Raw genomic sequence first — 23521 nt, 5'->3', positions numbered from 1 at the left:
TCAGATTCCTTGTTCGCTGAGCCACAGGTTCAGCGCTGCCAGTTGCCACAGCTTGGAGCCGCGCAACGGCGTCAGTTGGCCCTGCGGGTCAGTCAGCAGGCGATCGAGCATGGCCGGGTTGAACAGGCCGCGATCCTGGCTGGGGTCGAGCAGCAGTTCACGCACCCAGTTCAAGGTGTCGCCCTGCAAATGCTTGAGCCCTGGCACCGGGAAGTAGCCTTTCTTGCGGTCGATGACTTCGCTCGGGATCACCCGGCGCGCCGCTTCCTTGAGTACCTGCTTGCCGCCGTCGGGCAACTTGAATTGACCGGGGACGCGTGCCGACAGCTCCACCAGGCGGTAGTCGAGGAACGGCGTGCGGGCCTCCAGGCCCCAGGCCATGGTCATGTTGTCGACGCGTTTGACCGGGTCGTCCACCAGCATCACCGTGCTGTCCAGGCGCAGGGCCTTGTCCACGGCGGCATCGGCGCCGGGCATCGCGAAATGCTCACGCACGAAATCGCCAGCGGCATCGTTGGCGGTCAGCCATTTTGGAGCGACGGTGGCGGCGTAGTCGTCGTAGCTGCGGTCGAAAAACGCCTCGCGGTACGCGGCATACGGATCGCTGGCACCGTCCACCTGCGGGTACCAGTGGTAACCGGCAAACAGTTCGTCGGCGCCCTGGCCGCTTTGCACCACCTTGCAATGCTTGGCCACTTCCCGGGACAAGAGGTAGAAGGCAATGCAGTCATGACTGACCATCGGCTCGCTCATGGCGCGGAACGCGGCCGGCAGTTGATCTATGATCTCGCTTTCGGCGATGCGCAATTGATGGTGGCGGGTGCCGTAGTGCTTGGCGATCAGGTCTGAATACTGGAATTCATCGCCGCGCTCGCCGCCAGCGTCTTCAAAACCGATGGAGAAGGTCGACAGGTCCTGCACGCCGACTTCCCGCAACAAGCCGACGAGCAGGCTCGAATCGACGCCACCGGAGAGCAGCACGCCGACATCCACGGCGGCGCGTTGGCGAATCGCCACGGCCTCGCGGGTGCTGTCGAGCACGCGGTCGGTCCAGTCTTCCAGCGTGAGGTTGCGCTCATCCTCTCGCGGGCCGTAGGGCAGGCTCCACCAGGTTTTTTGCTCGGTGTTGCCCTTGGCGTCGACGCGCATCCAGGTGGCGGGCGGCAGTTTTTCGATGCCTGCCAGCAGCGTGCGCGGTGCAGGCACCACGGCATGGAAGTTCAGGTAATGGTTGAGTGCGACGGGGTCGAGGATCGGGTTGATATCGCCGCCCTTGAGCAGGGCTGGCAGGGTTGAGGCAAAGCGCAAACGCTGGCCGGTACGTGAGAGGTACAACGGCTTCACGCCCAGGCGGTCGCGGGCGATAAACAGGCGCTGGGCGTCGCGCTCCCAGATGGCAAACGCGAACATGCCGTTGAGCTTGGGCAGCAGAGCCTCGCCCCAGGCGTGATAGCCCTTGAGCAGCACTTCGGTGTCGCCGCCGGAATAGAAGGCATAGCCCAGGGCTTCGAGCTCCTGGCGCAGTTCCGGGAAGTTATAGATTGCACCGTTGAACGCCAGGGACAGCCCCAGCTGGGCGTCAACCATCGGTTGGGCCGAGCCATCCGACAGGTCCATGATTTTCAGGCGTCGATGGCCCAGGGCAATCGGCCCTTGGGCATGAAAGCCCCAGGCGTCGGGGCCACGGGGGGCCAAGTGATGGGTGATGCGTTCAATCGCTGCCAGGTCGGCAGGTTGGGCATCAAAACGTAGTTCTCCAGCTAATCCGCACATATTGCATAGGGCCTTGTTTTTGCTGGGCCTGGGCGCATCTACCGGTTTTCAAGTACCAAATTTGTACCGTTTTTCGGTAAATCCAGCTTCTCAAGCTCCGCGAAATCACTCGAAGAGCTGATCCACTTGGCATAGGTTGAAAGCAGCACCTGGACACTGTGTCCAAGTTGCGCAGCGATGAATGCGGGGTTCATGCCGGACATCAAGCACATCGTTGCGTAGGTGTGCCTGGTGTCGTACATCCGGCGGTACCGTATTCCACTCTTGCGCAAGGCTGACAACCAATATCGCTTAGCCCCAGTTTCGGATCGGATGTATAGCTCTGATCTGTCACCCGAACCGTCCGGCGCGAAAACATAATCAGAGCGCGCCGCCGTAAGTGGTCTGGCTTTTTCGAGTGCCTGCAAAGCTCGATCGTTCAATAAAACTTCCCTAGAAACCTTCGTTTTGGTCCTCTCCTTGATCTTGCCGTACAACCTGATACGGCAAACCTTGGCGCGCTTCGAGCGCGTATCAACCTCGCTCCACCGCAGGGCCATAGCCTCGCCTGGACGCATTCCTGTATAGAAAGAAAACTCAAAAAAACACGCGTAAATTGCCTGCAAACCGCTCGTCACCTCGTACAGCTTGGCGATCAAATCGTCCGCCTCTTCGCGGCTGAATGGGTCGATCTCGCGCTTTGTAACCCGGGTCGCCGGGATCGAATTTGCCGGGTTCCTCAGTATCAACTCATCGCTCACCGCCTGGGTCAGCATGCCTGTGACCAGTCGGATTGCACCCTTCCTGCGTGATGGTGATGTCCAGGCAATCCCGTTGACGATTTTCCGCATCAGCACCGGAGTGATCTTGTCGAGCGGGAACGTGGCCAGGTGCGGCACCCAGTAGGTTTGCATGGTGCTACGGTAGTTCTTGCGGGTGCTGTCTTCGATCTGGAGGCTGTTCAGCCAGTCCTGGGCGTAGTCGAAAAATATCGGCATGTTCCCAGTGGAGTCGCTCCGGCTGTTCGGGAAAAGCTCCCGGTACTTTTCCGGTGTCAGCGCGCCCAGCTTGGCCAGCTGAATCACTTGAGAACGTAAAGCCTCGGCTGCTGCGATTCCTTTGGGGGTTTGCGGGAGAGCGAGCGTTTCGCAGTGCCGCTTCTTGTTCCAGGAGAACCTGATCCTGATCGATTTCCCGACAAGCTCAACTCCGGTGGGCAGCTCCATTGGCTCTCTAGCCATTCGTCGTACCTCCATTTGCTGTACATGATTCGTCCGTCGATCTTCGACCAGACGCCGGCTGGGATGATGTTACGTTCTCGCTTGCGCTGCAGGGCTTTTGGCGTGGTGCCCAGCAGTTCGGCCATCCGCTTTTCGGTGACCTTGTCATGGCCGGACTCATCGCCCAGCTTTTCGGCTGTTGCCATGTTGGTGCTCCATACCGCACACGGCGGCAGAGTATTCAGTGGGTTGTCACGCTGTCCTGCCCTGGGGCTACGGCGCGTGCCTGCTGTTCTGTGCGAAAGGACATGTGCTGCTTGATGCCGCTGCAGTCCGCAATGACCCACCAATAACCGCCAAAGCGGTGTGGGCCTTTGATGATCTTGGTGATGGTCATGGCGTGTCCTTGCCGCGCTGTGCGGCAGAAGGTGGGTTATTTGTTCGGCCAGCCGATCGGCATGCCGTCAGGACGTATCAAGTGCGCAGGCAGGTCTTCGCGCATGCACATGGGGGCGGTGCCCGGCACGCCGCAGGTCGGACACCCGGACTGAGCGCCGTGGCATACCGAATGCAGAACGGGAAACCCGCTGAGGCAGCGCACCTTCTCGGCGTCGTACTCGCTACACGGAATTCTTTCGGGCATAGGAATACCTCGCCCGCCGCTCATCGGCAGGCATGTTGGGGGATTGGGGTTACAGCGCCATTTCGGCCTGGGTTTCTCTCTGCCAGATCGGTGAGCTGTTGTGCGACTCAATGCGGTCGGCGATTACGTTTGCGCGCTGGCCGGCGGTCGGTGGGGCATACATGCCGAAGCGACTGATGCTTCCACCGTTTACCGCGGCGTTCGTGCTGTCGGCTGACGCGAAGGGCAGATGCTGGAATATCGCGGGGTCGAGCATCCTGAGGCCGTGAAGGCGACATGCCGGCCGGCCCTGGTCGTCGCAGATTACATCCATCGCTGAACCCATCCGCTTCCACCAGGCCGTCGTTCCCGGGTGCGCCCATTGCCCCGAACTGCCTATGGCCACTGTCGGCCAATCGGCGGCGAGTCGCTGCAGTCTGTCCAGTGACTCGTGCAGGTGCCAGACCGGCACACCACGCAACTCTTTGGGCCAGGCTTCCAGAAGCGCGTCGTTGGCCGCCTCGTCGCCGTCTATGACATCCGGGATCAGCGCCCAATCGAAACCGGGATGTCGGTGCCATTGCCCAACCCAGGCGGTGTAGCCATCAACATCTAGCTTGCCGCCTTTCTTCCAGACTGAAAACGCACCGTTGTCGAACACAAACGACTGGCAGACATCAGCGACGATGCCCATGTCATCCTGGCGAGGGAACGGCACCAGGGCATGCCGGCCGGCAAGGAACCTGGCGCCGTCTTGACGGGTGCCGCCGACCGGCGTGCCGTGGTATGCAATCATCCGCTAAGCCTCACTGTTTCGATCTCAACGCCCTGGTGCGTGGCGATGATGGTTTGATCACCGCCCAGGGATTCAGCCAGGCGGTCGGCTATCTGTTCGTGCCAGCCTTTTTTGATCAGCGCAGTCGCTGCCCGGATGTGCTCGACGTGGATCATTGCGGGAGACCGCAACTCAAGCCGGTAGATGATCGTTTCGCCGTCGGACGGGCAAACGGCTGCGAAGGTGTGTCGATAAATATTCACGCGCATACCTCGACCGCCGCTCACCGGCAGGCATGTAGGGGGATTGGAGTTAGGCTGTTGCGAACAGATCGATTTGCGGTACCGGTGCGTCGCGCTCGGCAATTGCGTCGGTGATTCGTTGATGGGCGATATCGAAGTAGCCGAGGCGATTGCCGTCTTCGTCGAGATCACGCTCAATGCCGATGAACTGCCGGCCAAGCTGCATGCAAGCGACACCGGTGGTGCCGCTGCCCATGCTGTTGTCCATGACCACCTGGCCGGGCTTGGTATAGGTGCTGATCAGGAACGACATCCAGGCCACGGGTTTTTGCGTCGGATGAAAGCTTCCGGTTTGCTTGTCGCTGGAAAAGAACTGCACCGACCGCGGGTACCGCTCCGTCGAGTCGTACTCGGTCAGGGCCAAGGCTTTTCCGTAGCACTCCGAGTTGACCGTCTTTCGCTTCGCGGTCTTGCGCTCATGCCCGGTGGACATCTGCGGGTTGTACACCGGTTGTTTGCGATAGAAGACCTGGGCGCTTTCATGTGCCCGCAGCGGCTGCTTCTTTGAGTTCAGGAAGCCTGTGGCGTTGCCTTTCTCCCAGATCCATTCGTACTTGTAGAGCTTGGGGTTGCTCGCCACCAGCATTGAGGCGAACGGCTGGGCCGCGCACAAAACAATGGCGGCCTCTGGCTTGGCTATCCGCAGGTACTCACGCCAGAGCGGCTCGAGCGGGATGATGGTGTCCCAGGCGCATTGGGTGGTGCCGTAGGGCAAGTCGGCCAGCACCATGTCGACGCTGGAATCTGGCAACTGCTTCATGACCTCCAGGCAGTCGCCGAGATAGAGCTGGTATTCGCTCATGGCCTTGGCCCCTTGTAGATGAACACGTAGGCGAACCAGAGGGTGGCGATCATGGCGTTACCTCGCAGGCTGCCGCCCTTGCTGCGGTTACCTCATCGATAAGCGACTGCGGGAGCTTCGCGACGTACTCGCCTTCCGACCACGAAAGGGGCTCGGACTGGCGGATCATCTCGTTGAGCAACTCGAATGCCGCGAGCAGTTGGTCGTCACGAATCTCGCCGTCCTCCGGCAAGTCATCGCAGAAGTGGTCTGCCGGGTCGATTTGGCTGGGGTAGTTCGGTTCACAGATGCAGAGCTGCAGGTCGGCCAGGTCGACCTCGTTTTCGACCAGGTAGTCGCGCAGGCTGTCTTCATCGAAGAAGTACTGGTCACCGTCGAAGAACACCAGCGGCTCCCCGGACCACTCTTTGATCGGCATCGCCGCAAACTTCGCTTGGCGCCTTGCCTGGTGGCATTGCTTGCAGTAGCTGTTCACCTCATAGATTTGATGCTCAGGGTTCGCTTCGCAGCGGCGATGAGTAGCGCCGGAATAGCGGGCAAGGTCCTCATTGCTGCCGAAAAAACGGCCATCAGCAGAAACCCAGCCGGTTACCGTTTTGAGGCTGGCTGCTTCTGGCGCGTCGTACATGATGATTGGCTTTTGTGCAGGCATGACTTCGTCCTTGCCGCTATAGCGGCTGACTTTGAAGGGGGAGGGGTTACAGGGGGTTCAGCAAATCAGTTGTGCCAGTGCCAGCAGGCACCAGCAGTAGACGGGGAGTTGGGCTTTCATGGCGTCATCGATCAATGCAGGCGCCGCGCCCGCAGGCTTGGCATGGGGTGTTGATGGGCAGGCCGCTTTCCTCGCGTATCTGGTTGCAGGCCGAACCGCCGCCCTCTACTGGCTTGAGTGGCGTATCGCAAAGCCCAAGCACCCACTCGATCCACTCCTTGCGCTGCCTGTACTGAGGTTCATCGTCGCCAGGCACGGAGATCTTGTGGGCCGGACCATAGTTGATTGACCGTACCGCGCTTACCAGCTCATCCCACCGCTCATCCGCTGCGGTGAGTTTCACCTTCAGGGCATCACGCTCTTTGATCGCGAGCGCGTGCTTGCGCCGCCAGTGCGGCACGGCGTCCAGTTCTTCAACCGTTTGAATTGGCTTGCTCATGCTCAGAACCTCAATTGTCTGTGCCGGTGTAGGTGCGCCATGGCACCTTCACGCCGTTTACCAGAAAGCCCCAGTCACCACGCCACTTGCTGGTGATGAAGAGGGTGTAGACGCCGCCTGGTGATATCTGGTCGATGCGGTGGTACTCGCCGTGGTTGAGGCGGGCGGTGTCGCCGGCGCGCCGATCGATGTATTCGGTGGCCTGGGCGCCTGAAGGGACGTTGAGGCCCGATAACACCGGGTTTTCGCTATCGAGCAGTCGCTGTTCCACATACCAGCCGCGCAGGATGACCGTGCGGGCGTTCCACGGGTGGTCGTGCAGGTCCCGGTCTTCGTCGTGCCGCATGATGTGGTGGATGCGGAACGACCACGGGCACCACCACAGTGCGGACTTGTGCGTTTCGCGGGAGTAGGGGTTGAACAGCCACCAGCGGCCCATGTACATCTCGGTACCGTCGGCTGACATGATGTGTTGGTACGGGGTGCGCTGGGCGCGGGCGATGATCCGGGCGGCAACCGCCGGGCGCGCGAGCAGCTTGGCGACGATGCGCCAGAACAAGTCGATCATGGGGAGTCCTTGCCGGGCCATGCCCGGGCGGTGGAGTGGGGAGTTACTTCTTCTCGAAGGTCTTGGTCAGCGCTGCGTTTACGCTGTTGCCTCGCTTCAGCACGACCCGAGCGAGTGCTGCCCGGTCGTTATGGCTATGGCTGGCCTGGCTGAGCAGGCCGAAGTAGCTGTTGGCCGTCTCGCGCAGATCCTCGGCCGGCGCCGCGGCGGTACGCTTCAGCGCCTGGGCAAGCGACCGCTTGCGAGTCGAGCGCCGCCAAGGCTTGATCACGTGCCCAACGAAGTCTACGCCGCGATCCACTGGCTGCAGGATCGTCTTGGTCGGGTTCAGCTTGGCGCCGAGCCTGGGCAGGAATGCTTCGACCTCAGCCAGCCACTGGTTGAGCTGCTGCGGCGACTCATGCAGGAACACGAAGTCGTCGACGTAGCGGATGTAGTGCTTGGCGCGCAGCGTGTGCTTGGCGAACTGGTCCAGGGCGTCGAGGTAGACGTTGGCGAAGAACTGCGACGACAGGTTGCCGATCGGCAGGCCGAGGCGCGCGGGTTGGGCCGCCAGGCGCTTGTGCTGCGGTACCCGGTTGAACAGGTGCGCCGGGCTGCGGGTCTCGTAATCCTCTCGCGGGTCGTGCATGAGGATCTGCGTGGCCAGGGCCAACCACCACGGCTCGGCTATTCTGGCCTCCAGTTGCTTGAGCAGCACCGCCTTGTCGATGGCGACGAAGAAGTTGGCCAGGTCGCACTTGAGGTAGAAGATCGGCTTCGACCAGTTCTGCGAGGCGCTGCGGATCTTCGCCTCAAGGCGCGTGGCTGCGTACAGCGTGCCTCGGCCTGGAATGCATGCGCAACTGTCCGCTATGAAGCTGGCGTAGAAGCGCGGTGCCACATGGTTGTACATGAGGTGGTGGACGACGCGGTCCCGAAAGGCTGCTGCCCATACTTCGCGGGCTTTCGGCCGGGTGACCACGAAGCAAATGGATCGGCCCGGGCGGTAATTGCCGCTGACCAGGTCGTCGTGCAACTGGATCAGGTTCCGCTCCAGGTCTATCTCGAAAGCCAGCGCGCTTTCGCTGTTGCGCTTGGTGCGTCGGCAGTCGTAATAGGCCTGTACCAGATCCTGAAACGGGTAGGGACCCAACGTCGAATCTGCGGACGGGGCGGACACGGAGCTCGTTGTTCTTGTCGTTGTTGTTCTGATTGCCATCATCGAAGTTCATGTTGAATGCGTTGTTGGCTGAGCGCTGCGACCTATCGTGCTATCTACGTCGCCGAGCCGAAGGCAGAGCCGATCAGCAAGGAAACTGCGCGAGACCTGCACGGACGCTTTAGACCGTCGGTATCTCGTGTGCGCATGGCGGTGACCCATCAGGTCAGCGGCACGACCAGATTTAATTCGCACAGACCAGAAAGCCGTAACCTTCAGGTAGCGGGCGCGGTTGGGGTGGAGCGTTTCCAGGCATTGGCTTGTCGCCCAATTGAGGCCGTTACCTCAATTGCCTGGGCGTGTTGCGGGATGCTGATGAAGCGGTTGTCTTTGAAGAGCCGCATAAGGAACTCGACCACCTGGACCTTCTCGACTAGCAGGGTCAGGTGCGGGCGCTTGTCCTGTGTGGCGTTTGCACGGGCGATCAGCATCAAGACATCGATGCATTCATCGATCACTCGCTTACCAAGCGACTGCTTCAAGTCGCGCGGGATATTCCTGGTCATGGTTGTGGCCATGTGCAGAAGCCCCATCGAGGCCTTGTAGATCTGCAAGTCCGTATGCATTGCCATCAGGCTCGCTCTCCAAGAGCAACCGGTCGCAAGCGGCCGGATTAAATGAACAAATTACTGAATAAGCTCGCTGCGGACGGGGCGGACACGGAGCTCGCCGTACTTGTCGTCGTAGCTCTGAAGGCCATCATCGAAGCCCATGAAGAATGCGTAGTCGGCTGAGCGCTGCGAAGATGACCAGTACCAGGTGTCGCGGAAGGCTTCGGCGCCGCCTTCCTGGAATGCTGCATGTGCGGTCTGCGCCGGGTCTTCTTCGCTGTACAACAGGCCTACGGGCTCGCTGTTTGGGTTGTCACCGCTGCGGGCGCCTGCCCAGTTTTCTTCGGTGGTCGGCTTGAAGTGGCGGTACTGCAGCTCTTGCACGTCGTGCGCCGGGATTGCCCAGTCGGTGAAGCCTTCGATGTTCAGGGCCAGCACCTTCGTCGCCAGTTCACTGCCTGCCGCCGCCATGGCCTGGGTATTGGCCAGGCTGTCGGTGAAGCTGTCGGCGCCATCGATCTTCTCGCCGTACTCGCCCCACTTGCCGACCAGCTCATGCGATGCGCCGGCGGTGATGTGCAGGGAGCGCTTACCGGTTGCCGGATCGCGGGTGATACCGGTGACGAAACCGCCGCCGTAGGCGTGGCCGATGGCCGGGATGGTCACTGCCGGTGCTGCTTTCTCAACTACGGACATGGTGCTTCCTCTTTTAGAAGGCAACAAAAAAGGCGCTGTGCGCCCTGGTGTGCCGGATCAAGAACGAATGGATGAAGGATTAAATAAAGAATCTGCGGACGGGGCGGACACGGAGCTCGAGGAGCTTGCCGGTGGTGAGCTGACCGCCACCACCGAAGTGCATGCCGAATGCGTCGTTGGCTGAGCGCTGCGAACTCGACCAGTAGTAGCCCTTGGTAATCAGGTCGTGAGTCCAGGCCAGATGCAACTGTGCGGCCGCTGGCAAGTCAAAATCTTCGTGACCGTCTGCTGTGTATGATCGAGCCGCTTCGGCTGCTGGATGGCCTCCCGCAGCGATCAACGCATCAGTGTTGGCTTTGCCATCCCACTTGCTGGTGGCTTGCGATTCTTCCTGGTAGCGGCCCCACTTGAACTCACCAAGATCTTTGTCGCCGAAAATCAGATAGTGGGCTGCAACCTCGCCACGCCGCGGTACGAAGCCAGCGTTGATGCCGCCCTGGCCTGGCCAGTATTCGCCAATGGATGGCGCGACACATGGAGCGGACATTTGAGCGTTCGCCGCCGGTGGCAGCACCTGGGCAAACACGCTGGCCATTGCCAGTTGTGCCAAGGCCGAGGCAGGCATCTTGATAGACGCGTCGCCGTGTTTCAGGGTGATCATTTCTGGCTTCATGGGTATTCCTCAGGATTGAGCCAAGCCCGTCGTGGGGATCGGCTTTTTTGGTTATTCGTCGTGGCAGATGCGCAGCGATTCGCGGTTGTAGGCGAGCTGCAATTTTGCCGACACGTTTTCGGGTATCACGTATTCGTGTCGCGGAGGGGAGAGGAATTGAGCTGATCCCGTTGGGCCAAGGCCGTGCAGGTGGTGAATCATCAAGGTCATGGCCTCGCCCTGCTCCTCGATGCCGTGCCAGGCCATCAGGTCAGCCAGGGCTTGGCGGGTGCCGGCCATGGTGTGGAGTCGCAACTCTTCCTCGCCGCGAGTCTTTCGCCTCGCCGCAGTCTTTGCTGATCGTTCTTTCTGCGCGGCTGCCATGGCCTACCTCTTCTATTCCGCTGGCCGGCAGTGCGAGCCAGGTTTGACGTTTGCGTTGCTGAGTTCGGGCTATGCGGCGCATGAATCGATCTTCACCTGACGCCAGGCGCCGACCGCTTCGAAGATTCGTGCTGCGTGCGCTTCGTCCAGAGATATCGCCTCGGGAATGGCGATCCAGCCCGAAGCCACCATCTGGCTCTGATTGGCCTCGTCCCGCAGCTTCTTGTAGCAATGCTCGATTACGTCTTCCAGGTGGTCGGAGAGGTAGACACCATCGGGCGCCACCTCCACTGACTTGCTGTATCGGTCACCGCGGGCATCGATGCAAAGGGCGCTGAGGTAGATCGTCCACCGGTGAGGGATGCCGCAGACCGCCTGGCCAATCTTCCCTGGGGCGATGTTCTTGAGCGACTTGTAATTGATCATGCCCTGGCGGCCGCTGGGGTCGATATTGACCACCGCAACGTGGTTGGCAGCCAGCAGCGACCGGCATGAACGGTCAATGCGGGCTTTGAGGTTGTGCGGCTTGCGCTTGCTCATAGGGCCTCCGCGAGTTTGCGCAGCGCCTTACGTTCTGCCGCTGTGATGGGCGGCTTGCGGCGCTTGAGGATGGTTTCGGGGTCGATCTTTTCCGAGCGCTTGGCCGGGTCTGGATTGATCGCCGGACTATCGCCAATGGTGAGTTTTCCGCCAGCGGCAAGGTGCCGTTGTACCTGACTGGAAAGCTCCAGCGCTTTTTCGCGCCGGAACTCGATGTCTGATTTGAGGTTGCTGATCATGCTGCCGCCCTGGCGAGTGTCACCCCGGCCATGCTGAAGGTTGATCCCTGCGCCGCGACCATCGCGTCGAGCGCTTCCCAGTTGACCGAAAGGACGCTGATCGGCGCTTGACCATATGCCACGGCTTTCACCAGGGCCTCGAAGTCCGTCACGTTGGCCTGCAGCGTTACCTGCTCCACCGCTTTGCTCGATACTGGCTTTGCGGTCTGGGCCACGAGGGCCGTCGTCTGGATCGGCGCGGCGCGGACAGGCTCTGGTGTCGCCGCTTTCTCTATGACCGGCTCTGGCTTGATGGCTGCCAAGCGTTCCGCTTCCTGCTCTTCGGCGATACGCTTCGCTTCGGCCTTTTCTCGCTCCACCTTCTGGTGTTCGGAGATTCGGAATTTGATCAGCGTCACCAGGTCGTCATTGGCCTTGGTAACCAGTTGCTGCACATCGCTGAACAAGAAGGCGTGATCAACGGCGAGCTCAGCCAAACTGGTCAGGTTCAAACGAATGCTATCGGCTGCTTGGCTTGCGTCGATCTTCGCCCGGGCCAGCTCGGTATCAACTGCATCCTGAAGGCTGGCGATAGTGCGCTTGCTCTTCATGGCGCCGGCAAAGTCCGAAACGACATGAGGCAGCGTGACTTTGCCAAGGGTCTTGTTGATTGCGGCTATGTGATCCGCCAGGGCGATCTCGGCTTTTTGCTTGATGTTGGTCTTCACCAGCAGCTCTTGAGCCTTCACCAGCTTGTCGACCTTCAGGCGGGTTTCGCGGGCATGAGCGCTGATGCGGTCCAGCGATGAAAACAGCTCGTCGATGCTTTGGGTCTGCGACAGGGCCTGCTTCTTGGCGACCGCGACAGCCTCTTCAACATCACCGCACCACTTGACCGCCTTCTTCGCGTCGGCGAAGTCCTGGTCCGTAGAGAGTGTGGTTTTCACCGAGTCGATGACCGCCAGGGCCGAATCTTCAAACACCTTCAGGTTGCTGGCGGTGACCATGCCGGTTAGCTCGATGCGCAAGGCTGGCAGCTCCTCAGGCGCCTTGCCGACGACGATTGAAGGCGTGTCGGCCATCTCGAAGTTGGCCAGGTCCGCCTCGAACTGTTTCCAGCCTTCGATCAACTGGGCCGCGCGCCCGGCGACCGGACGGTATTCCATGTGCACGAAGTTTTCCGGCGTGCCGTCCGAACAAACAAAGATCACTCGCTCTGCGCCACTGACCAGCAGTTGCTGCTCAAGCTGCCAGTAGTAATGCGGATCCAGGTCGCCGGCTTTCACCTGGGCCACGACCGACTCGTTCCACAGCTTGTGTTCGAACAGCGTCTCGCCGAGCATCGTGGCGCCATCCATGGATGCCAGCAGGTTGCCTTCAGTTCCAACGATCGGATACAGCTCTTCGCCGATCAATGCCTCAGCTAGTGGCCGGGCCAGAGCTTCGGTAGCGTGGCCTTTGTCGAAGATGAACTGCTGAGATGGCGTGACATCGGGCGTGATGCCGGTCTTCTTGGCCGCCAGCAGATCTGTGCGGGTCTGGTACTTCGATGCGCCCATCATTGCTGGTGCTTCAGAGGCGGTGAAGTGCTGAGAGCGAAGGGCCAGCCACTCGGCGGAGCCTTGAGCTACGTTGTGAATTTTCATGCTGCATCTCCATCGAGGGCTTTGAGGTTGGTGATTTTTTCAATCTGCGCCGGGCTCAGCGTGTACTTGCTGCTGATGGTCGCAATGAGGTGTTCGGGGCTGGTGCGGTTCGAGTCGATAAGTGGCTGCCACTTCGCGATGTTCTCGGTCAGTAGGTCGTCGGAGTAGGCGGGTAGCGATTCCGGTTCAGGCTGGGCGTGTTGTCGAGGGCTGACATCGCGCGCCGGCTCCTCGAATGCTTTGCCTTCCATCTCGTCGGCCGTTGGCGCTGATCCGACTTCAGGAAAAGCTTTGCGCAGGGCCTGGGCTTCGGCGCATTTGGCGAGCTGGGCAAATGCTCGACGCTTCCACATGGCGTTGGGCGCCGCAGTGTCCTTGCTGGCTGTTGCGTAGTTTTCAAGCCAGCGCTCGTTGGCTGTGTATTCGGCTACCAGACCGTTGCTCATCTGCCGCTTGACAGTCACACGACACCATTCGGGGTACGTGACCTCTACGCCGCTCAACTTCGCCGTTACTGGAGGGCCATATTCAGGCTCGCTGATTCCGGCGTACTGGCCGGTGCGCGCCGCCTGGATGCGGTATAGGCCGATGCCAGGCATCACCGTGTCCTGCATCTTTTTCGTTTTGGAGTTCCAGATCGGGACGATGTGTACCGGCTTCAACATTGGGTCAAGGTGTGCGGCCTGGCAGTAAGCCAACACCATCACGACTGAGTTCTTTTCTGCACCGGGGTAGAGGCTGCTACTCAGCACTTCGACGAGTGCGGCCTCCGACATCGCAGGCGTGTTGTCGTCCTGCTTCATTACTGCGGACATGGGGATTCCTTGCCGCGATGCTCGCAGCGATTGAAGGTGTTGGTTATTGAGTGATTCGATCGGCGAGGGCGCCGAGCAACATCAGGAAGGTGCAGACGGATAGGGCAGAGAAAGAGCCGCGCCATATGAGCATGCGTCGGGTGCGCTGGTGGGCGGTCATGGCGAGCACATCGGCAAAGCGCTGTAGCAGTAGTAACGCTGCTCGGTTCCGTCGTCGTAGTTCACTTCGCCCTGGGCGCCGCAACCGCAAGTGGCAGTTTCAAGCTCGTCCGGCTCTGGCTGATCGACCAATTGGCAGTTTGTGCCGCCGCAGTGCGGGCACTCGGTATGGGTCAAATTGCTGAATGGCCCGACCCATCGAATCCCTGTCTGTCCACAGTTTCCGCAGATCATCGTCATGGCCGAACCCTCACCGCAATGCACCCGCCCTTCATGGTCGGTGCCAGGCGCTGCGGCAGATCCCGCACCAGGTCCTCACGCTTGCGGCCGATGAGCTCATTGAAGGGAAGGCCAAAGCCCCGGATGGCAATGCGGCGCTCGATATCGTCGATCTGCTCGTCGATCAGCGATTTAACCGGTGCGGTGGTCATGCAGCCTCCTTGCGCGAGACCTTGTTGAGGCGTGCGCAGTAGTGGTCGAATTCCTTGAGGGTGATCGTTTCGTCAATCAAGAACTGGGCGATCATCCGCTGAACAATTAGCGCCTCTTCCTGCGTGCTGGCGGCATGCGTGAGGCTTTCGAGTGCTTCGTCGATCAGGATGTGTGCGCTCATAGGTCACCATCCACGTCGTCCTCGGCCGCTTCCCGCTCTGCTGCCACCGCGTCGGCGGCGTATGGCCTGAGCAGCGCGATGGCGATCTTCTCGGCGGCTGCGATTGGGTGTTGCTGGCCGATTAAGTCGGCAGCGTGGCCGCGTGAATCTGACTGGCTGCCGAGGATCGAGGATAGGAACAGGCGGGCGAACGAGTCGCGCTCGTCCAGGCCGTCGATCTGGCGCTGATTCAGGATGCCTTGCAGGTAGGTGCAGTACCGGTCGAACGTGACAACCTGCGGCCGGCCGTAGCGCCGCTTCCAGGTGATGTCCATCCCGCACACCAACTGCTCGGCTGAGTGCTCCAGCCACTCCTGTTCCGCGCTCGCCTCGCTGACCTCTGGAGGCAACTGAGCGTCGTAACGCTCCTGGCATATCTTCAATGCTGCGTTCATGGTCGCCTCCAGTGTTCCAGGTCCAGCCACAGGTAATCGACGTGCTGCCCTGGCCCGTGCTGGGCGTAGACGCGGTCGCGGTGTTTGAGGTTGACGTGCAGCTTTGCCTTTTTCCTCGTAGGCCAGGCACTGCCGCAGATCTTGCAAACGTGAGCTACAAGCTCTTCGGCCATGGTTGCCTCCAGGGTGGCGGGTCAGTCGGTGGGCGGGGAAGGTAGTGGCATCCAGTGGGTGATCCACCAGTCATCGCCGTGCGGGGAGCTGTAGCTGTCGAAGTAGGAAAGGTCTCGGCTGTTGCAAACGGGCACGTACTCGCCCATTGCCACTTCATTTCCTTCTTCATCGTTCGGAGATCCGTCTTCGTTTTCATGGCGGCGGATGTACTTCACGGAAACCAGCAGGTCGCAGCGATGCTCAGGCCTGCGGTCGTCGTTGACACTGATCCATTCGCTCATGGCGACCTCCAGTGTTTGGGGTTAGGCGGGTTATTCGTGATGACCGGTCAACGGGTTGAACCGATAGGCACCGTCCTCAGAAACAGCAGGGTGAACCCCGTTTTCATCGGCGCCGTCGCTGGCTTCTTGGTCGTCACACTCAATGCAGTTATCGCCGCGCTTTTCGTCGACATGGATGACTCGGTTGCAGGTCAGGCAGTGTCCGTAATCGGTTGGGTCTGGCGGCTGGAAGTTCATGACTCGTTCCTTTGGTTCACCTGTATTCGTTCAACACTCCTTCCTCCCGCTGGTTGCCGATGGGCACGGGGGGAGTGCTGACGGGTAGAGGCGGGAAAGGGTGCAGGCGCCGAGCGCTACCTCGGACGCTTCTGGTCTGGCTACGGATGCCCGTAGGCCCAGGAATCACCTGCATGAAAAGCAATAAACGAATTACTGAATGAATCTGCGGACGGGGCGGACACGGAGCTCGAGGTTCTTGACGAAGTCGTACTGACTGCCACCAGCGAAGCCCATGTAGAATGCGAGGTCGGCTGAGCGCTGCGAACTCGACCACACCCAGCCGGCCAACTTTCCATTCAGGTTTAGCCAGATCTCGTACAGTTCGGCGGCAGCGGGTAGGTAGAAGTCACCATGCCCTTCGGCGATGTGTTCGTATGCGGCAATCGCAGCCGGGTATTCGCCGTCAGCGTTAACCAGGGCTTCGGTGTTCGCCCGACCATCGATCAGACTTGTGGCCGGCGACTCATCGCCATACTGGCCCCACTCAAAACTGCCCAGCTCATCACCCAGAACCAGGTGGTAGCCCTGGGCGCCGTTACGGACCGGGATGAAGCCGGCGTAGATGCCGCCCTGTCCAGGCCATACAGCGCCGATTTCAGGGATGGTGAGTTGTTGTTGCTCTGCTGCTTGCATGGTTATTCCTCGTTGGTTGTCATCCCAAGCAGCCCTCGCGAGAAGGCTGCTCAGTGATGCTGTCCAGTTGAACCCCCGAGAAATCCTCGGTAGTTCGTTTCTCCACCACGCGCATCGCCCGATTCATATCTCTGGCCAGGTCACACATTTCGTGGACGGTGTTCTTCCCGGCTGGCTTGCGTGGTTTCGCGTACTCACATGTGGGAGTACGGCAGCTACCAGAGGCTGCATGGACGACGGTTTAGCTTTCTCACCACCGGGGTTGCCGGTACGTCGTTGGGTCACGTCAGGTTGTGTAAAGAGCGACTCCGAGTCGGAGCAGGCTGTGAGGCCCTTCGCAGTCCCTCGTAAGTCGCTGCGATGGGTGGACTATACGAATCCTCATAATTTACGTCAATACGTTTATGCATAATATTTTTCGTGGGCGTAAAAAAGCCCGCGCTCGGCGGGCTCAGTTGGCTCAGTAATGAGTCAGCGTATTGAGATTCGGTATCGCTTATTCGACTGATTTAGCTGGGCCTGAACCACCACCGGTATGTTCCCGCTCACCGTCGGACGTATCGCCTCGTATGAGCATGGGACAATCGGATAGAAGGACGAGACGTCAGCCTTGTTCGGTATGAGCTTCAGGTTGAGAAGGTCGTATTTGCTAGCGATGTCGGCCATCAGCGTGGTGCAGATAGCTGATCCGTTGTCGGCGAATTTCGGATCGCGGGTCTGGGCCTTTTCTGTCTGGCGCTGAAGCGAGATCACCTGAAGCCTCAAGGGTGCAAGGTCAGGATTTTCGACGTAGCCAGAATCGTCGCACCGCAGAGCCTTCATCGACGCGGCTGCCTGGTTTGATCTCAGATTGAGCTCGCCGATGGAGGTGCATGCAGCGCTGCCATAGTCGCCACTGGCAACGCAGGCAGGTGCACTTGCCAAGTACTGGCGGTCGATATCGCGAAGCTCCGACATATCACAGGCGGCCGCGAGCGCGGCGCCTGGCGAAAGAAGGGCGATCAGCAGGGGGATATTCTTCATGACGCGACCCACACCATTGCTCAACAGTTGAGCATGCATTGTAGGTCGTTTTGCTATGCAGTTCTGCCGGGGCGCGGCGCTATAGCACGGAGCGCGGCCACTTAGCGTCCACGACGCGGCCAACCACCGACCAGGTGTCGTCCACTTCAACGGTGGGGAAGGCCGGATTCAGTGGCTTGAGGTAGGCCCTGCCGGAATCCCAGATAAACTGTTTGAAGGTGGCTTCGTTGGTGTCGATCAGCTTGGCCACGACGTACTGGCCGTTTTCCACGTCGCCGCCTGGCGCCACCAGGATCAGCATCCCTTCGCTGAAGCTCATACCGTTGGTGGACGTCATCGATGGCCCCTTCACCTTGAGCCAGAAGCCATTTGGCCCGGCCCAGGCGTCAGACGGGTGCATCGCCTCAAAGTCGCCTACGTTGAACAAGTCCATTGCCTCCGCTGCAACCCCTGCCTGCACCCAGCTTATTTCTGGGTATTCGTAGTACCTGTTCGGCCCTGGGGCCGCTTCCACGTTAGCGTCAAAAGTTTCGTCACCTGTGCCGTACATGAGCCACTCCGGAGAAACTTTTAAAGCCCTGGCCAGCTTGGCAATAGTTGGCATTCGAGGGCTCGCACTCTCGCCGGAAAGTATCCGGTTGATGGTGGGTTGAGGAACAGATGACCTCTTGCCGAGCTGGGTCTCGTTCAGCCCCGCGTCGGCCATTTTTGCGCGTATGCGCCCAGCGATATCCATTACTCACCAAATATACGAATGCGGATTATGAGAATTCTATTGCATGGCGCAATGCATATTCGTATGATTTGTCATGCAAAACCTCATAGGATTCCAGTCATGACAGTTCAAGAGATGTTGAATCGCCTTTTCCAGCTCGGGCTGTCGCAGACAGAAGTAGCTGAACACTGCGGCACCACGCAGGCCACGATCTCCCGCGCAACCAGCGGGACGATGGTCGGCTACAGCACCGGCAAGGCAATCGAGCTGCTGCTTGCTGAGCGTGAGAAGACCGCGAAGAACACCGAATTCCAAGCCGCTTAAACCCATTCCAATCACACAAGGAAACACAGATGTCGTACTTCGCACCTGACCACCTCCACGACAAGCCGACCAAGGTTCGCCTGGACGAGGTCGCCGATGACTTGCTTACGGCTATGGCGCGCTTTCAGCGGACCCAGAAAGCCGTGCTCGCTCGCGAAATCCTGGAGCGCGGCCTGAACCAGATGATGGAAGAGCTTAACGCGAAAACAGACGTGGCCTGAAGTAGCCGAGGAGGCCCTGTGCCTGAAAGAAAACCGCTGGAAATCCAGCTCGACTGGCAGGGACTCGCTGATCTGGAGCTATTGGCCAGACGCAACGGGGTAACACCAGAAGAGATGGCCGCAACAATCATGAACCGGGCGATGGACCGAATGACTCGTCCACCAAAGAGCCGGAGCAACGTCGCTTCCATAGGACGGAAGGGCCAATAAGCCCCTCAGGGACTCATGAGGAACTGCCAATGAAACACCCATCAACCAAATCGCAGGCACAAAAAAACCGACGGGCTAGGTCGGTTCTTTTTACAGCGCTTGCAACAACGAACTGGAGCGAATAATGCCTATTCCCCAATCAATCGTCAACACCAACGCATCCGCGCCACGTTTTGCTACATCTGAAAACGTGGCGCGGGAAAAGATGAGCAGCTTTGATCTGCTTGAGCTTGTCAACTCCGCACGCGCAGAGTTCGGAGAAAGTGAGGTTCGGCGCAATGATTTCACCGCCCGGTGCCGGGATGAGCTCGACGGCGAATACTACGAAACTTTCGTAGTAAGAAATCAGCGCGGCCCAGCCTCCGAGGGACTGATGCTGACGAAGGATCAATGCCTCCTGGTTTCCATGCGTGAGTCGAAGGCAGTTCGCCGCAGCGTAGTCGCCAAGATCAACGCACTGGAGGCGCCAGAGCTCTCCACCATCCAGATCCTGCAGATCGCCATGGAGTCTGAAAAGGCCCGCTTGATGCTCACTGCCCAGGTCGAGCAGCAGGCCACGAAGATCCATTCCCTGGAGAACCTGTTCAAGGAGGGCATGACCCACACCCAATTCTGCAAGGGACTCAATGGGGTCAACGTCATGCAGGTGGGGAATTACCTGGAGTCGCGCAGCTGGCTCTACAACGAGAGCAAGTCCGGCGTGCGCCACCGTGTCGGCTCGTACGCCCGCGACAAGTACATGACCGAGCACCAGGTTGAAGTCACTCCGCACGGCAAAGACCCATTCATCTCCTACACACCCATCCTCCTGAAGAAGGGCGCCACCCGCCTGTACGACCTGTACCTGGCCGGCGAACTGCCCATGAAGAAGACCTGGGACGGCCTGTTTACCCACGACAAAGCAGTGCGAGGTGCCGCGTGAGCATGGGCCTTATGGTCGCCGCGATGAAGCTTCGCGTCGGCAATCCATTGCGCAAGCTTGTCCTGATCAAGCTGGCTGACAACGCTAGCGACATAGGTGAGTGCTGGCCGTCCTATCAGCATGTCGCTGACCAGTGCGAGATCAGCAAGCGCTCAGTAATGAACCACATCGCCGCCCTGTGTGAGGCCGGCTTGTTGCGAAAGGAAATCCGAAAGGGTGGCCCTAAAGGGAACTCGTCGAACGTTTACTTCCTCACTCTTGATGGTGGTGCACCTCCTGCACCAGGGGTAGTGCAGCAGATTCACCAGGGTAGTGCAGCAGGTTCACCCCCTAGTGAATCTCCTGCACCAGGGGGTAGTGCAGCAGCTGCACCCAGAATCAGTAACTCTCTTGAACCAGTCATGGAACCGGTCATTGAACCAATTACGCCCCAGGCTTCCGCCAAGGTCGTGACGGGACAGGTCGTGCCATTCGTTCCCCAGCAGCCACGAGTTGAGATCCCCGCCGACATGCCTGGCCCCAAAGACCAGGCCTGCAAAACTTTCAAGGTCTGGGCCAACTACGCCATGGCCTACCGCAAGCGCTACGGTGCCTGGCCGGTGTGGAACGCCAAGACCGGCAAGCAGACGGCGCTGCTGGTCGATCGCCTCGGCTCCGATGTCGCCCACCACGTCGCCGCCCACTTCCTGAAAACCAGCGATGCAGCCGTCCTGCGCAAGTGCCACAGCCTCAACGAACTGCTGGCCAACGCCGAGAGCTACCACACGCAGTGGGTGACCGGGCAGCGCATCAACGGCACAACCGCCCGCCAGATGGAACGGACTGAGGCAAACCTCTCCGCAGCCGAGCAGGCCGCCCAGATGGTTCTGGCAAAACGCCAAGCAGGTGACCGCAATGAATACCTCTGAAATGAACGACCAACAGGTTGCCGGGCTGGCCGCTGCCATCTGCGCAACGGCCGAGGCCATGGGGCAGGAAATGAACCCCGGTACGGCGGCGATGATGGCCGAAGACCTTTGCGCCTACCCGGTGCCCGTCGTCAAGGCGGCGCTGAAGGCGTGCCGCTTCGAAGTGAAGGGCAAGCTGGCTATGGCTGACATCCTGCAGCGTGTCCAGACCTCCGACGGCCGCCCTGGGAAGGACGAGGCATGGGCAATCGCCATGACCACCAACGACGAGTACGAAACCGTTGTCCTGACCGACGAAATCCAGCTGGCCCTGGCCGCTGCGAAACCCATCTTGGATGGCGGCGACAAAATCGGCGCGCGCATGGCCTTCATCGACGCCTACCAGCGGTTCGTGGGCCAGGCCCGCGAGGATGCGAAACCAGTCAACTGGCATGTGTCGGTAGGCTTCGACGCCAACCGCCGAATTCAGGCTGTGACCAAGGCAATGGAGCTGAAGCGCATTCCCCGCGAACACGCCCAGAAGTACCTGGCAGACCTTAGCGTTGAGCCGATCACCGAGGATGGTCGTGCCATTGCAGGTCTGCTGACTGGCAACGTCACTCAGCCAGCGCCTGTACTGCGCAAGAAGCTGGAACTGGTCAAGAACTCAATGATGGAAATGCGAATGGCCAGCGCCGAACGGAAAACCGAAATGCGGATTGCCGCGGCCAACGAATTGGCAGATCGCCGCGCATTGCTGATCAAGCAGGCCCAGGAATTGGAGCAACGGACATGAAACGAGCAAACCCAGCACAGCTACGCCAATCCATTGAGGTGGCCAACACCCTGGTCAAGCACGGAATCCGTTTCGTGTGCATGCCGGTGGTGGATGAGGCTGACGGCATGAATCTGGCCAGCCAGGCCGCCGAGCGCCTGGAGCGCATGGCATTGATCGCAGAAGCAGGGGAGAAGCGGGCATGAGCAATCACACAAAAGAAGAATGGCTGGTAGATCGCCAGGACTACTGCATCAGCGTAGAGCGAGACGGTGAGCCGCTTGAGATAGCCACGATTGGCGCGATGGACCACAACGGTATCAAGTTCGTGATCGCCGAAGAGTCGTGGGCCAACGCCTACCTGATCCGAACTGCCCCGCAAATGCTCGCAATGCTGGAAGAGCTGATGGCCAAGGCCTACAAGCAGAACTGGAACGATCAGTACCCCGAGCTGGTAGAGCGGGCCGAGAAGGTTGTTGCGCTGGCGAAGGCTGGAACCCCGTCTGACTTTGATGATGAGGCTGAGCTATGACCGACTACACCGAACTGAAGCGGCTGGCTGAGGCTTGCGGCGATTTGAATTGGCGCGCCATCCAAGAGAATTGGTGCGAGTGGGCGATCCGTGATGACCACGGCTACATCGCCACCCTGCGCACCAAGAGCGCCAAACATCCCGGTCCATGCCCTGACCGAGAAGCCAAAGCAAAGTTCCTCTGTGCTGTTACGCCAGCCACGGTCCTGGCCATGATCGCCGAGAACGAGCGCCTGAAGACGTTGCGGAGCACGACCGAACGTGATCTTGCGCAAGAGCTTGAGGTTTGGCGTAACGGGCCTTCTTGCTGGAGCTGCGGGGACACTGGTGATGTGCATGACATCGTCGGCGAATGGCGCGGCCAATGCGATTGCAATGCAGCCAAGTTGATTGACGCCACCGCCGAGCGCGACCAGCTCAAGGCCGAGATCGAGGCGCTGCGCAAGCGTATCGACGACATGTCACCGTTCAAGGGGGCGCCGCTGGCCGGGCAGGATACCAAGTGCCTGGCATGCGGCGGGTATCACTACGGGATGGGTGGGCTGCCTTGCCCGAACATGAGGTTTACGGCTCAAGCGGACCTGCCAGAGACTCGATCCGGCCAGATCGGCGCCGCCATGGTCAAGGGAGAGCAGTCATGACTCCAGTACGACCTTGCCCAAAATGTCGCGGGTATGACCTTGAGCGCCGCTGGTGTGGCCTGTGCGGTGGTCGCGGAATGGTTGAGCCTGATCGGCGCGATGCGGCCGCAGAAGTGTTCAAGCTGTTGCGGGATGGCAAATGATGGCTGACCGAATCAGCGTTAACTGCCGCTCCATGCTCACCGAGGCCATCACCCGCATGTCCAAGATGTTCGAGGACAAGCACTTCGTGGTGGTGAGCCTTCGCCCTGGAAAGGACCGCACGCTGGACCAGAACCGCCTGTGGTTCGCGATGTACAAGCGCATCGCCGAGATGACCCAGATCGGTGACGCCGCCGACGCCCGGAGCTACTGCAAGCTGCACATTGGCGTGCAGATCCTGCTGAACGAGGACGCTGGGTTTCAGGCTGAGTGGTACCGGGTGATGCGTCACCTGCCGTACGAAACGAAGCTGGCCATGATGGGGGAGTGCAAGCTCTTCGGCCCTGACGGTTTCCCGGTGACCAGCCTGTTCAATCGCGCCCAGGGCATCGCATACACCGATCGCATCGTCGCGCGCTTTGCACCGCAGGGCGTGTACTTCTCTGACCTGCTTAGCCAGGAGGCAGCATGAAAAGTGGACATGAGCGCCCAGTGAACTCCTTGGCGGCAAGAGTGGTTTCGCGTGGTGAGTCATTCGAATATCGAGGGCTTGAGACCGAGGTTTGCTCATCCCTGCCTATCCCCATAAAGGAATTGCCCGAAGGCATGGAAAACCTCGTCGGTAGAAGATTCGGTCGATTGGTTGTGTCTGGATGGATTGG

Annotated in this window: 38 protein-coding genes; 9 read left to right on the top strand and 29 right to left on the bottom strand. The window is 59.9% G+C overall.

What is annotated here, in order from left to right:
• The 29 genes from AC1Q6I_RS23125 to AC1Q6I_RS22985 all read right to left on the bottom strand — a co-directional run bounded on the left by AC1Q6I_RS23125 (position 1) and on the right by AC1Q6I_RS22985 (position 18227).
• Positions 1 to 1773 carry an N-acetylglutaminylglutamine amidotransferase gene (locus AC1Q6I_RS23125; RefSeq protein ID WP_102624683.1) on the bottom strand — a complete coding sequence of 591 codons (1773 nt, stop codon included), beginning with the start codon at positions 1771 to 1773 and terminating at the stop codon, positions 1 to 3.
• Positions 1774 to 1811: 38 nt separating this feature from the next.
• Complete coding sequence (locus AC1Q6I_RS23120; RefSeq protein ID WP_256581291.1) at positions 1812 to 2933, bottom strand: tyrosine-type recombinase/integrase; 1122 nt, start codon at positions 2931 to 2933, stop codon at positions 1812 to 1814.
• Entirely contained in the window at positions 2834 to 3178 is a 345-nt protein-coding gene (locus AC1Q6I_RS23115; protein WP_256581290.1) for a helix-turn-helix domain-containing protein, read from the bottom strand. Before AC1Q6I_RS23115 ends, AC1Q6I_RS23120 begins: the two co-directional genes overlap by 100 nt.
• Before the next feature lie 35 nt (positions 3179 to 3213).
• Positions 3214 to 3369 (bottom strand): hypothetical protein, encoded by a 156-nt coding sequence (locus AC1Q6I_RS23110; RefSeq protein WP_158244438.1) that lies wholly within the window; start codon positions 3367 to 3369, stop codon positions 3214 to 3216.
• Positions 3370 to 3405: 36 nt separating this feature from the next.
• Positions 3406 to 3615 (bottom strand): hypothetical protein, encoded by a 210-nt coding sequence (locus AC1Q6I_RS23105; RefSeq protein ID WP_146015773.1) that lies wholly within the window; start codon positions 3613 to 3615, stop codon positions 3406 to 3408.
• A 49-nt stretch (positions 3616 to 3664) separates the two neighbouring features.
• A complete protein-coding gene (locus AC1Q6I_RS23100) occupies positions 3665 to 4390 on the bottom strand; it encodes a hypothetical protein (RefSeq protein WP_102624685.1) in 726 nt (241 codons plus the stop codon).
• Complete coding sequence (locus AC1Q6I_RS23095) at positions 4387 to 4638, bottom strand: hypothetical protein (RefSeq protein ID WP_219730625.1); 252 nt, start codon at positions 4636 to 4638, stop codon at positions 4387 to 4389. Before AC1Q6I_RS23095 ends, AC1Q6I_RS23100 begins: the two co-directional genes overlap by 4 nt.
• A gap of 43 nt (positions 4639 to 4681) precedes the next feature.
• Positions 4682 to 5473 carry a DNA-methyltransferase gene (locus tag AC1Q6I_RS23090; RefSeq protein WP_102624686.1) on the bottom strand — a complete coding sequence of 264 codons (792 nt, stop codon included), beginning with the start codon at positions 5471 to 5473 and terminating at the stop codon, positions 4682 to 4684.
• A 49-nt stretch (positions 5474 to 5522) separates the two neighbouring features.
• Positions 5523 to 6125, bottom strand: a complete 603-nt coding sequence (locus AC1Q6I_RS23085; RefSeq protein ID WP_102624687.1) for a hypothetical protein — start codon at positions 6123 to 6125, stop codon at positions 5523 to 5525.
• Positions 6126 to 6249: 124 nt separating this feature from the next.
• On the bottom strand, positions 6250 to 6624 hold the full coding sequence (locus AC1Q6I_RS23080) for a hypothetical protein (protein ID WP_102624688.1): 375 nt from the start codon (positions 6622 to 6624) through the stop codon (positions 6250 to 6252).
• 10 nt (positions 6625 to 6634) lie between these two features.
• Positions 6635 to 7192 (bottom strand): hypothetical protein, encoded by a 558-nt coding sequence (locus tag AC1Q6I_RS23075; RefSeq protein WP_102624689.1) that lies wholly within the window; start codon positions 7190 to 7192, stop codon positions 6635 to 6637.
• A 43-nt stretch (positions 7193 to 7235) separates the two neighbouring features.
• Positions 7236 to 8396: an RNA-directed DNA polymerase gene (locus tag AC1Q6I_RS23070; protein WP_256581289.1), complete on the bottom strand. Its 1161-nt coding sequence runs from the start codon at positions 8394 to 8396 to the stop codon at positions 7236 to 7238.
• Positions 8397 to 8608: 212 nt separating this feature from the next.
• The gene (locus AC1Q6I_RS23065; RefSeq protein WP_102624691.1) at positions 8609 to 8965 is read right to left on the bottom strand and encodes a four helix bundle protein; all 357 of its coding nucleotides are present in this window, start codon (positions 8963 to 8965) and stop codon (positions 8609 to 8611) included.
• A 54-nt stretch (positions 8966 to 9019) separates the two neighbouring features.
• Positions 9020 to 9640: an Lcl C-terminal domain-containing protein gene (locus AC1Q6I_RS23060; protein WP_102624692.1), complete on the bottom strand. Its 621-nt coding sequence runs from the start codon at positions 9638 to 9640 to the stop codon at positions 9020 to 9022.
• A 79-nt stretch (positions 9641 to 9719) separates the two neighbouring features.
• On the bottom strand, positions 9720 to 10313 hold the full coding sequence (locus tag AC1Q6I_RS23055) for an Lcl C-terminal domain-containing protein (protein ID WP_102624693.1): 594 nt from the start codon (positions 10311 to 10313) through the stop codon (positions 9720 to 9722).
• Positions 10314 to 10364: 51 nt separating this feature from the next.
• Positions 10365 to 10676: a hypothetical protein gene (locus AC1Q6I_RS23050; RefSeq protein WP_102624694.1), complete on the bottom strand. Its 312-nt coding sequence runs from the start codon at positions 10674 to 10676 to the stop codon at positions 10365 to 10367.
• Positions 10677 to 10745: 69 nt separating this feature from the next.
• Positions 10746 to 11216 (bottom strand): hypothetical protein, encoded by a 471-nt coding sequence (locus tag AC1Q6I_RS23045; RefSeq protein WP_102624695.1) that lies wholly within the window; start codon positions 11214 to 11216, stop codon positions 10746 to 10748.
• Positions 11213 to 11455, bottom strand: coding sequence for a hypothetical protein (locus AC1Q6I_RS23040; RefSeq protein ID WP_102624696.1), 243 nt, complete (start codon positions 11453 to 11455; stop codon positions 11213 to 11215). Before AC1Q6I_RS23040 ends, AC1Q6I_RS23045 begins: the two co-directional genes overlap by 4 nt.
• Positions 11452 to 13080: a YqaJ viral recombinase family protein gene (locus tag AC1Q6I_RS23035; RefSeq protein ID WP_102624697.1), complete on the bottom strand. Its 1629-nt coding sequence runs from the start codon at positions 13078 to 13080 to the stop codon at positions 11452 to 11454. Before AC1Q6I_RS23035 ends, AC1Q6I_RS23040 begins: the two co-directional genes overlap by 4 nt.
• A complete protein-coding gene (bet, locus tag AC1Q6I_RS23030) occupies positions 13077 to 13883 on the bottom strand; it encodes a phage recombination protein Bet (protein ID WP_102624698.1) in 807 nt (268 codons plus the stop codon). Before bet ends, AC1Q6I_RS23035 begins: the two co-directional genes overlap by 4 nt.
• A 407-nt stretch (positions 13884 to 14290) precedes the next feature.
• Positions 14291 to 14485 carry a hypothetical protein gene (locus AC1Q6I_RS23025; RefSeq protein ID WP_102624699.1) on the bottom strand — a complete coding sequence of 65 codons (195 nt, stop codon included), beginning with the start codon at positions 14483 to 14485 and terminating at the stop codon, positions 14291 to 14293.
• Positions 14482 to 14667, bottom strand: coding sequence for a hypothetical protein (locus AC1Q6I_RS23020; RefSeq protein ID WP_016969320.1), 186 nt, complete (start codon positions 14665 to 14667; stop codon positions 14482 to 14484). The genes AC1Q6I_RS23025 and AC1Q6I_RS23020 overlap by 4 nt, the downstream gene beginning before the upstream one ends.
• Entirely contained in the window at positions 14664 to 15101 is a 438-nt protein-coding gene (locus AC1Q6I_RS23015) for a hypothetical protein (RefSeq protein WP_102624700.1), read from the bottom strand. The genes AC1Q6I_RS23020 and AC1Q6I_RS23015 overlap by 4 nt, the downstream gene beginning before the upstream one ends.
• On the bottom strand, positions 15098 to 15274 hold the full coding sequence (locus AC1Q6I_RS23010) for a hypothetical protein (protein WP_158244439.1): 177 nt from the start codon (positions 15272 to 15274) through the stop codon (positions 15098 to 15100). The genes AC1Q6I_RS23015 and AC1Q6I_RS23010 overlap by 4 nt, the downstream gene beginning before the upstream one ends.
• A 21-nt stretch (positions 15275 to 15295) precedes the next feature.
• Positions 15296 to 15556, bottom strand: coding sequence for a DUF551 domain-containing protein (locus AC1Q6I_RS23005; protein ID WP_102624701.1), 261 nt, complete (start codon positions 15554 to 15556; stop codon positions 15296 to 15298).
• 30 nt (positions 15557 to 15586) lie between these two features.
• On the bottom strand, positions 15587 to 15793 hold the full coding sequence (locus AC1Q6I_RS23000) for a hypothetical protein (protein WP_102624702.1): 207 nt from the start codon (positions 15791 to 15793) through the stop codon (positions 15587 to 15589).
• A gap of 192 nt (positions 15794 to 15985) precedes the next feature.
• Positions 15986 to 16468 (bottom strand): Lcl C-terminal domain-containing protein, encoded by a 483-nt coding sequence (locus AC1Q6I_RS22995; protein ID WP_102624703.1) that lies wholly within the window; start codon positions 16466 to 16468, stop codon positions 15986 to 15988.
• Between the two features lie 471 nt (positions 16469 to 16939).
• Complete coding sequence (locus AC1Q6I_RS22990; protein WP_102650804.1) at positions 16940 to 17491, bottom strand: hypothetical protein; 552 nt, start codon at positions 17489 to 17491, stop codon at positions 16940 to 16942.
• A 79-nt stretch (positions 17492 to 17570) separates the two neighbouring features.
• Positions 17571 to 18227 (bottom strand): LexA family protein, encoded by a 657-nt coding sequence (locus AC1Q6I_RS22985; protein WP_102624705.1) that lies wholly within the window; start codon positions 18225 to 18227, stop codon positions 17571 to 17573.
• 99 nt (positions 18228 to 18326) lie between these two features.
• Here AC1Q6I_RS22985 and AC1Q6I_RS22980 point away from each other — a divergent pair, with 99 nt between their 5' ends.
• The 9 genes from AC1Q6I_RS22980 (at position 18327) to AC1Q6I_RS22940 (ending at position 23331) form a co-directional block, all read left to right on the top strand.
• Positions 18327 to 18530, top strand: a complete 204-nt coding sequence (locus tag AC1Q6I_RS22980; RefSeq protein WP_095040228.1) for a helix-turn-helix domain-containing protein — start codon at positions 18327 to 18329, stop codon at positions 18528 to 18530.
• 29 nt (positions 18531 to 18559) lie between these two features.
• Positions 18560 to 18751, top strand: coding sequence for a hypothetical protein (locus AC1Q6I_RS22975; protein WP_058410615.1), 192 nt, complete (start codon positions 18560 to 18562; stop codon positions 18749 to 18751).
• 334 nt (positions 18752 to 19085) lie between these two features.
• Entirely contained in the window at positions 19086 to 19883 is a 798-nt protein-coding gene (locus tag AC1Q6I_RS22970; protein ID WP_102624706.1) for a phage antirepressor protein, read from the top strand.
• Entirely contained in the window at positions 19880 to 20791 is a 912-nt protein-coding gene (locus AC1Q6I_RS22965; RefSeq protein ID WP_102624707.1) for a helix-turn-helix domain-containing protein, read from the top strand. Before AC1Q6I_RS22970 ends, AC1Q6I_RS22965 begins: the two co-directional genes overlap by 4 nt.
• Position 20792: 1 nt before the next feature.
• Positions 20793 to 21566 carry a hypothetical protein gene (locus tag AC1Q6I_RS22960; protein ID WP_256581640.1) on the top strand — a complete coding sequence of 258 codons (774 nt, stop codon included), beginning with the start codon at positions 20793 to 20795 and terminating at the stop codon, positions 21564 to 21566.
• Positions 21563 to 21751 carry a DUF1382 family protein gene (locus AC1Q6I_RS22955; RefSeq protein WP_102624709.1) on the top strand — a complete coding sequence of 63 codons (189 nt, stop codon included), beginning with the start codon at positions 21563 to 21565 and terminating at the stop codon, positions 21749 to 21751. The genes AC1Q6I_RS22960 and AC1Q6I_RS22955 overlap by 4 nt, the downstream gene beginning before the upstream one ends.
• A complete protein-coding gene (locus AC1Q6I_RS22950; RefSeq protein ID WP_102624710.1) occupies positions 21748 to 22077 on the top strand; it encodes an XkdD/Y8K6 family phage-associated protein in 330 nt (109 codons plus the stop codon). Before AC1Q6I_RS22955 ends, AC1Q6I_RS22950 begins: the two co-directional genes overlap by 4 nt.
• Positions 22074 to 22718 (top strand): hypothetical protein, encoded by a 645-nt coding sequence (locus AC1Q6I_RS22945; protein WP_102624711.1) that lies wholly within the window; start codon positions 22074 to 22076, stop codon positions 22716 to 22718. Before AC1Q6I_RS22950 ends, AC1Q6I_RS22945 begins: the two co-directional genes overlap by 4 nt.
• A gap of 142 nt (positions 22719 to 22860) precedes the next feature.
• Positions 22861 to 23331, top strand: a complete 471-nt coding sequence (locus tag AC1Q6I_RS22940) for a hypothetical protein (RefSeq protein WP_102624712.1) — start codon at positions 22861 to 22863, stop codon at positions 23329 to 23331.
• Positions 23332 to 23521: the final 190 nt, after the last annotated feature.

The sequence above is a fragment of the Pseudomonas sp. MPR-R2A5 genome (assembly GCF_058793055.1).
This window is presented reverse-complemented; position numbering and strand designations above follow the sequence as displayed.

Excerpts from the sequence above, each read along its gene's own strand:
- AC1Q6I_RS23125 (WP_102624683.1), bottom strand. The coding sequence starts at position 1,773 with ATGTGCGGATTAGCTGGAGAACTACGTTTTGATGCCCAACCTGCCGAC.
- AC1Q6I_RS23115 (WP_256581290.1), bottom strand. The coding sequence starts at position 3,178 with ATGGCAACAGCCGAAAAGCTGGGCGATGAGTCCGGCCATGACAAGGTC.
- AC1Q6I_RS23110 (WP_158244438.1), bottom strand. The coding sequence starts at position 3,369 with ATGACCATCACCAAGATCATCAAAGGCCCACACCGCTTTGGCGGTTAT.
- AC1Q6I_RS23105 (WP_146015773.1), bottom strand. The coding sequence starts at position 3,615 with ATGCCCGAAAGAATTCCGTGTAGCGAGTACGACGCCGAGAAGGTGCGC.
- AC1Q6I_RS23100 (WP_102624685.1), bottom strand. The coding sequence starts at position 4,390 with ATGATTGCATACCACGGCACGCCGGTCGGCGGCACCCGTCAAGACGGC.
- AC1Q6I_RS23095 (WP_219730625.1), bottom strand. The coding sequence starts at position 4,638 with ATGCGCGTGAATATTTATCGACACACCTTCGCAGCCGTTTGCCCGTCC.
- AC1Q6I_RS23090 (WP_102624686.1), bottom strand. The coding sequence starts at position 5,473 with ATGAGCGAATACCAGCTCTATCTCGGCGACTGCCTGGAGGTCATGAAG.
- AC1Q6I_RS23085 (WP_102624687.1), bottom strand. The coding sequence starts at position 6,125 with ATGCCTGCACAAAAGCCAATCATCATGTACGACGCGCCAGAAGCAGCC.
- AC1Q6I_RS23080 (WP_102624688.1), bottom strand. The coding sequence starts at position 6,624 with ATGAGCAAGCCAATTCAAACGGTTGAAGAACTGGACGCCGTGCCGCAC.
- AC1Q6I_RS23075 (WP_102624689.1), bottom strand. The coding sequence starts at position 7,192 with ATGATCGACTTGTTCTGGCGCATCGTCGCCAAGCTGCTCGCGCGCCCG.
- AC1Q6I_RS23070 (WP_256581289.1), bottom strand. The coding sequence starts at position 8,396 with ATGATGGCAATCAGAACAACAACGACAAGAACAACGAGCTCCGTGTCC.
- AC1Q6I_RS23065 (WP_102624691.1), bottom strand. The coding sequence starts at position 8,965 with ATGGCAATGCATACGGACTTGCAGATCTACAAGGCCTCGATGGGGCTT.
- AC1Q6I_RS23060 (WP_102624692.1), bottom strand. The coding sequence starts at position 9,640 with ATGTCCGTAGTTGAGAAAGCAGCACCGGCAGTGACCATCCCGGCCATC.
- AC1Q6I_RS23055 (WP_102624693.1), bottom strand. The coding sequence starts at position 10,313 with ATGAAGCCAGAAATGATCACCCTGAAACACGGCGACGCGTCTATCAAG.
- AC1Q6I_RS23050 (WP_102624694.1), bottom strand. The coding sequence starts at position 10,676 with ATGGCAGCCGCGCAGAAAGAACGATCAGCAAAGACTGCGGCGAGGCGA.
- AC1Q6I_RS23045 (WP_102624695.1), bottom strand. The coding sequence starts at position 11,216 with ATGAGCAAGCGCAAGCCGCACAACCTCAAAGCCCGCATTGACCGTTCA.
- AC1Q6I_RS23040 (WP_102624696.1), bottom strand. The coding sequence starts at position 11,455 with ATGATCAGCAACCTCAAATCAGACATCGAGTTCCGGCGCGAAAAAGCG.
- AC1Q6I_RS23035 (WP_102624697.1), bottom strand. The coding sequence starts at position 13,080 with ATGAAAATTCACAACGTAGCTCAAGGCTCCGCCGAGTGGCTGGCCCTT.
- bet (WP_102624698.1), bottom strand. The coding sequence starts at position 13,883 with ATGAAGCAGGACGACAACACGCCTGCGATGTCGGAGGCCGCACTCGTC.
- AC1Q6I_RS23025 (WP_102624699.1), bottom strand. The coding sequence starts at position 14,485 with ATGACCACCGCACCGGTTAAATCGCTGATCGACGAGCAGATCGACGAT.
- AC1Q6I_RS23020 (WP_016969320.1), bottom strand. The coding sequence starts at position 14,667 with ATGAGCGCACACATCCTGATCGACGAAGCACTCGAAAGCCTCACGCAT.
- AC1Q6I_RS23015 (WP_102624700.1), bottom strand. The coding sequence starts at position 15,101 with ATGAACGCAGCATTGAAGATATGCCAGGAGCGTTACGACGCTCAGTTG.
- AC1Q6I_RS23010 (WP_158244439.1), bottom strand. The coding sequence starts at position 15,274 with ATGGCCGAAGAGCTTGTAGCTCACGTTTGCAAGATCTGCGGCAGTGCC.
- AC1Q6I_RS23005 (WP_102624701.1), bottom strand. The coding sequence starts at position 15,556 with ATGAGCGAATGGATCAGTGTCAACGACGACCGCAGGCCTGAGCATCGC.
- AC1Q6I_RS23000 (WP_102624702.1), bottom strand. The coding sequence starts at position 15,793 with ATGAACTTCCAGCCGCCAGACCCAACCGATTACGGACACTGCCTGACC.
- AC1Q6I_RS22995 (WP_102624703.1), bottom strand. The coding sequence starts at position 16,468 with ATGCAAGCAGCAGAGCAACAACAACTCACCATCCCTGAAATCGGCGCT.
- AC1Q6I_RS22990 (WP_102650804.1), bottom strand. The coding sequence starts at position 17,491 with ATGAAGAATATCCCCCTGCTGATCGCCCTTCTTTCGCCAGGCGCCGCG.
- AC1Q6I_RS22985 (WP_102624705.1), bottom strand. The coding sequence starts at position 18,227 with ATGGATATCGCTGGGCGCATACGCGCAAAAATGGCCGACGCGGGGCTG.
- AC1Q6I_RS22980 (WP_095040228.1), top strand. The coding sequence starts at position 18,327 with ATGACAGTTCAAGAGATGTTGAATCGCCTTTTCCAGCTCGGGCTGTCG.
- AC1Q6I_RS22975 (WP_058410615.1), top strand. The coding sequence starts at position 18,560 with ATGTCGTACTTCGCACCTGACCACCTCCACGACAAGCCGACCAAGGTT.
- AC1Q6I_RS22970 (WP_102624706.1), top strand. The coding sequence starts at position 19,086 with ATGCCTATTCCCCAATCAATCGTCAACACCAACGCATCCGCGCCACGT.
- AC1Q6I_RS22960 (WP_256581640.1), top strand. The coding sequence starts at position 20,793 with ATGAACGACCAACAGGTTGCCGGGCTGGCCGCTGCCATCTGCGCAACG.
- AC1Q6I_RS22955 (WP_102624709.1), top strand. The coding sequence starts at position 21,563 with ATGAAACGAGCAAACCCAGCACAGCTACGCCAATCCATTGAGGTGGCC.
- AC1Q6I_RS22950 (WP_102624710.1), top strand. The coding sequence starts at position 21,748 with ATGAGCAATCACACAAAAGAAGAATGGCTGGTAGATCGCCAGGACTAC.
- AC1Q6I_RS22945 (WP_102624711.1), top strand. The coding sequence starts at position 22,074 with ATGACCGACTACACCGAACTGAAGCGGCTGGCTGAGGCTTGCGGCGAT.
- AC1Q6I_RS22940 (WP_102624712.1), top strand. The coding sequence starts at position 22,861 with ATGGCTGACCGAATCAGCGTTAACTGCCGCTCCATGCTCACCGAGGCC.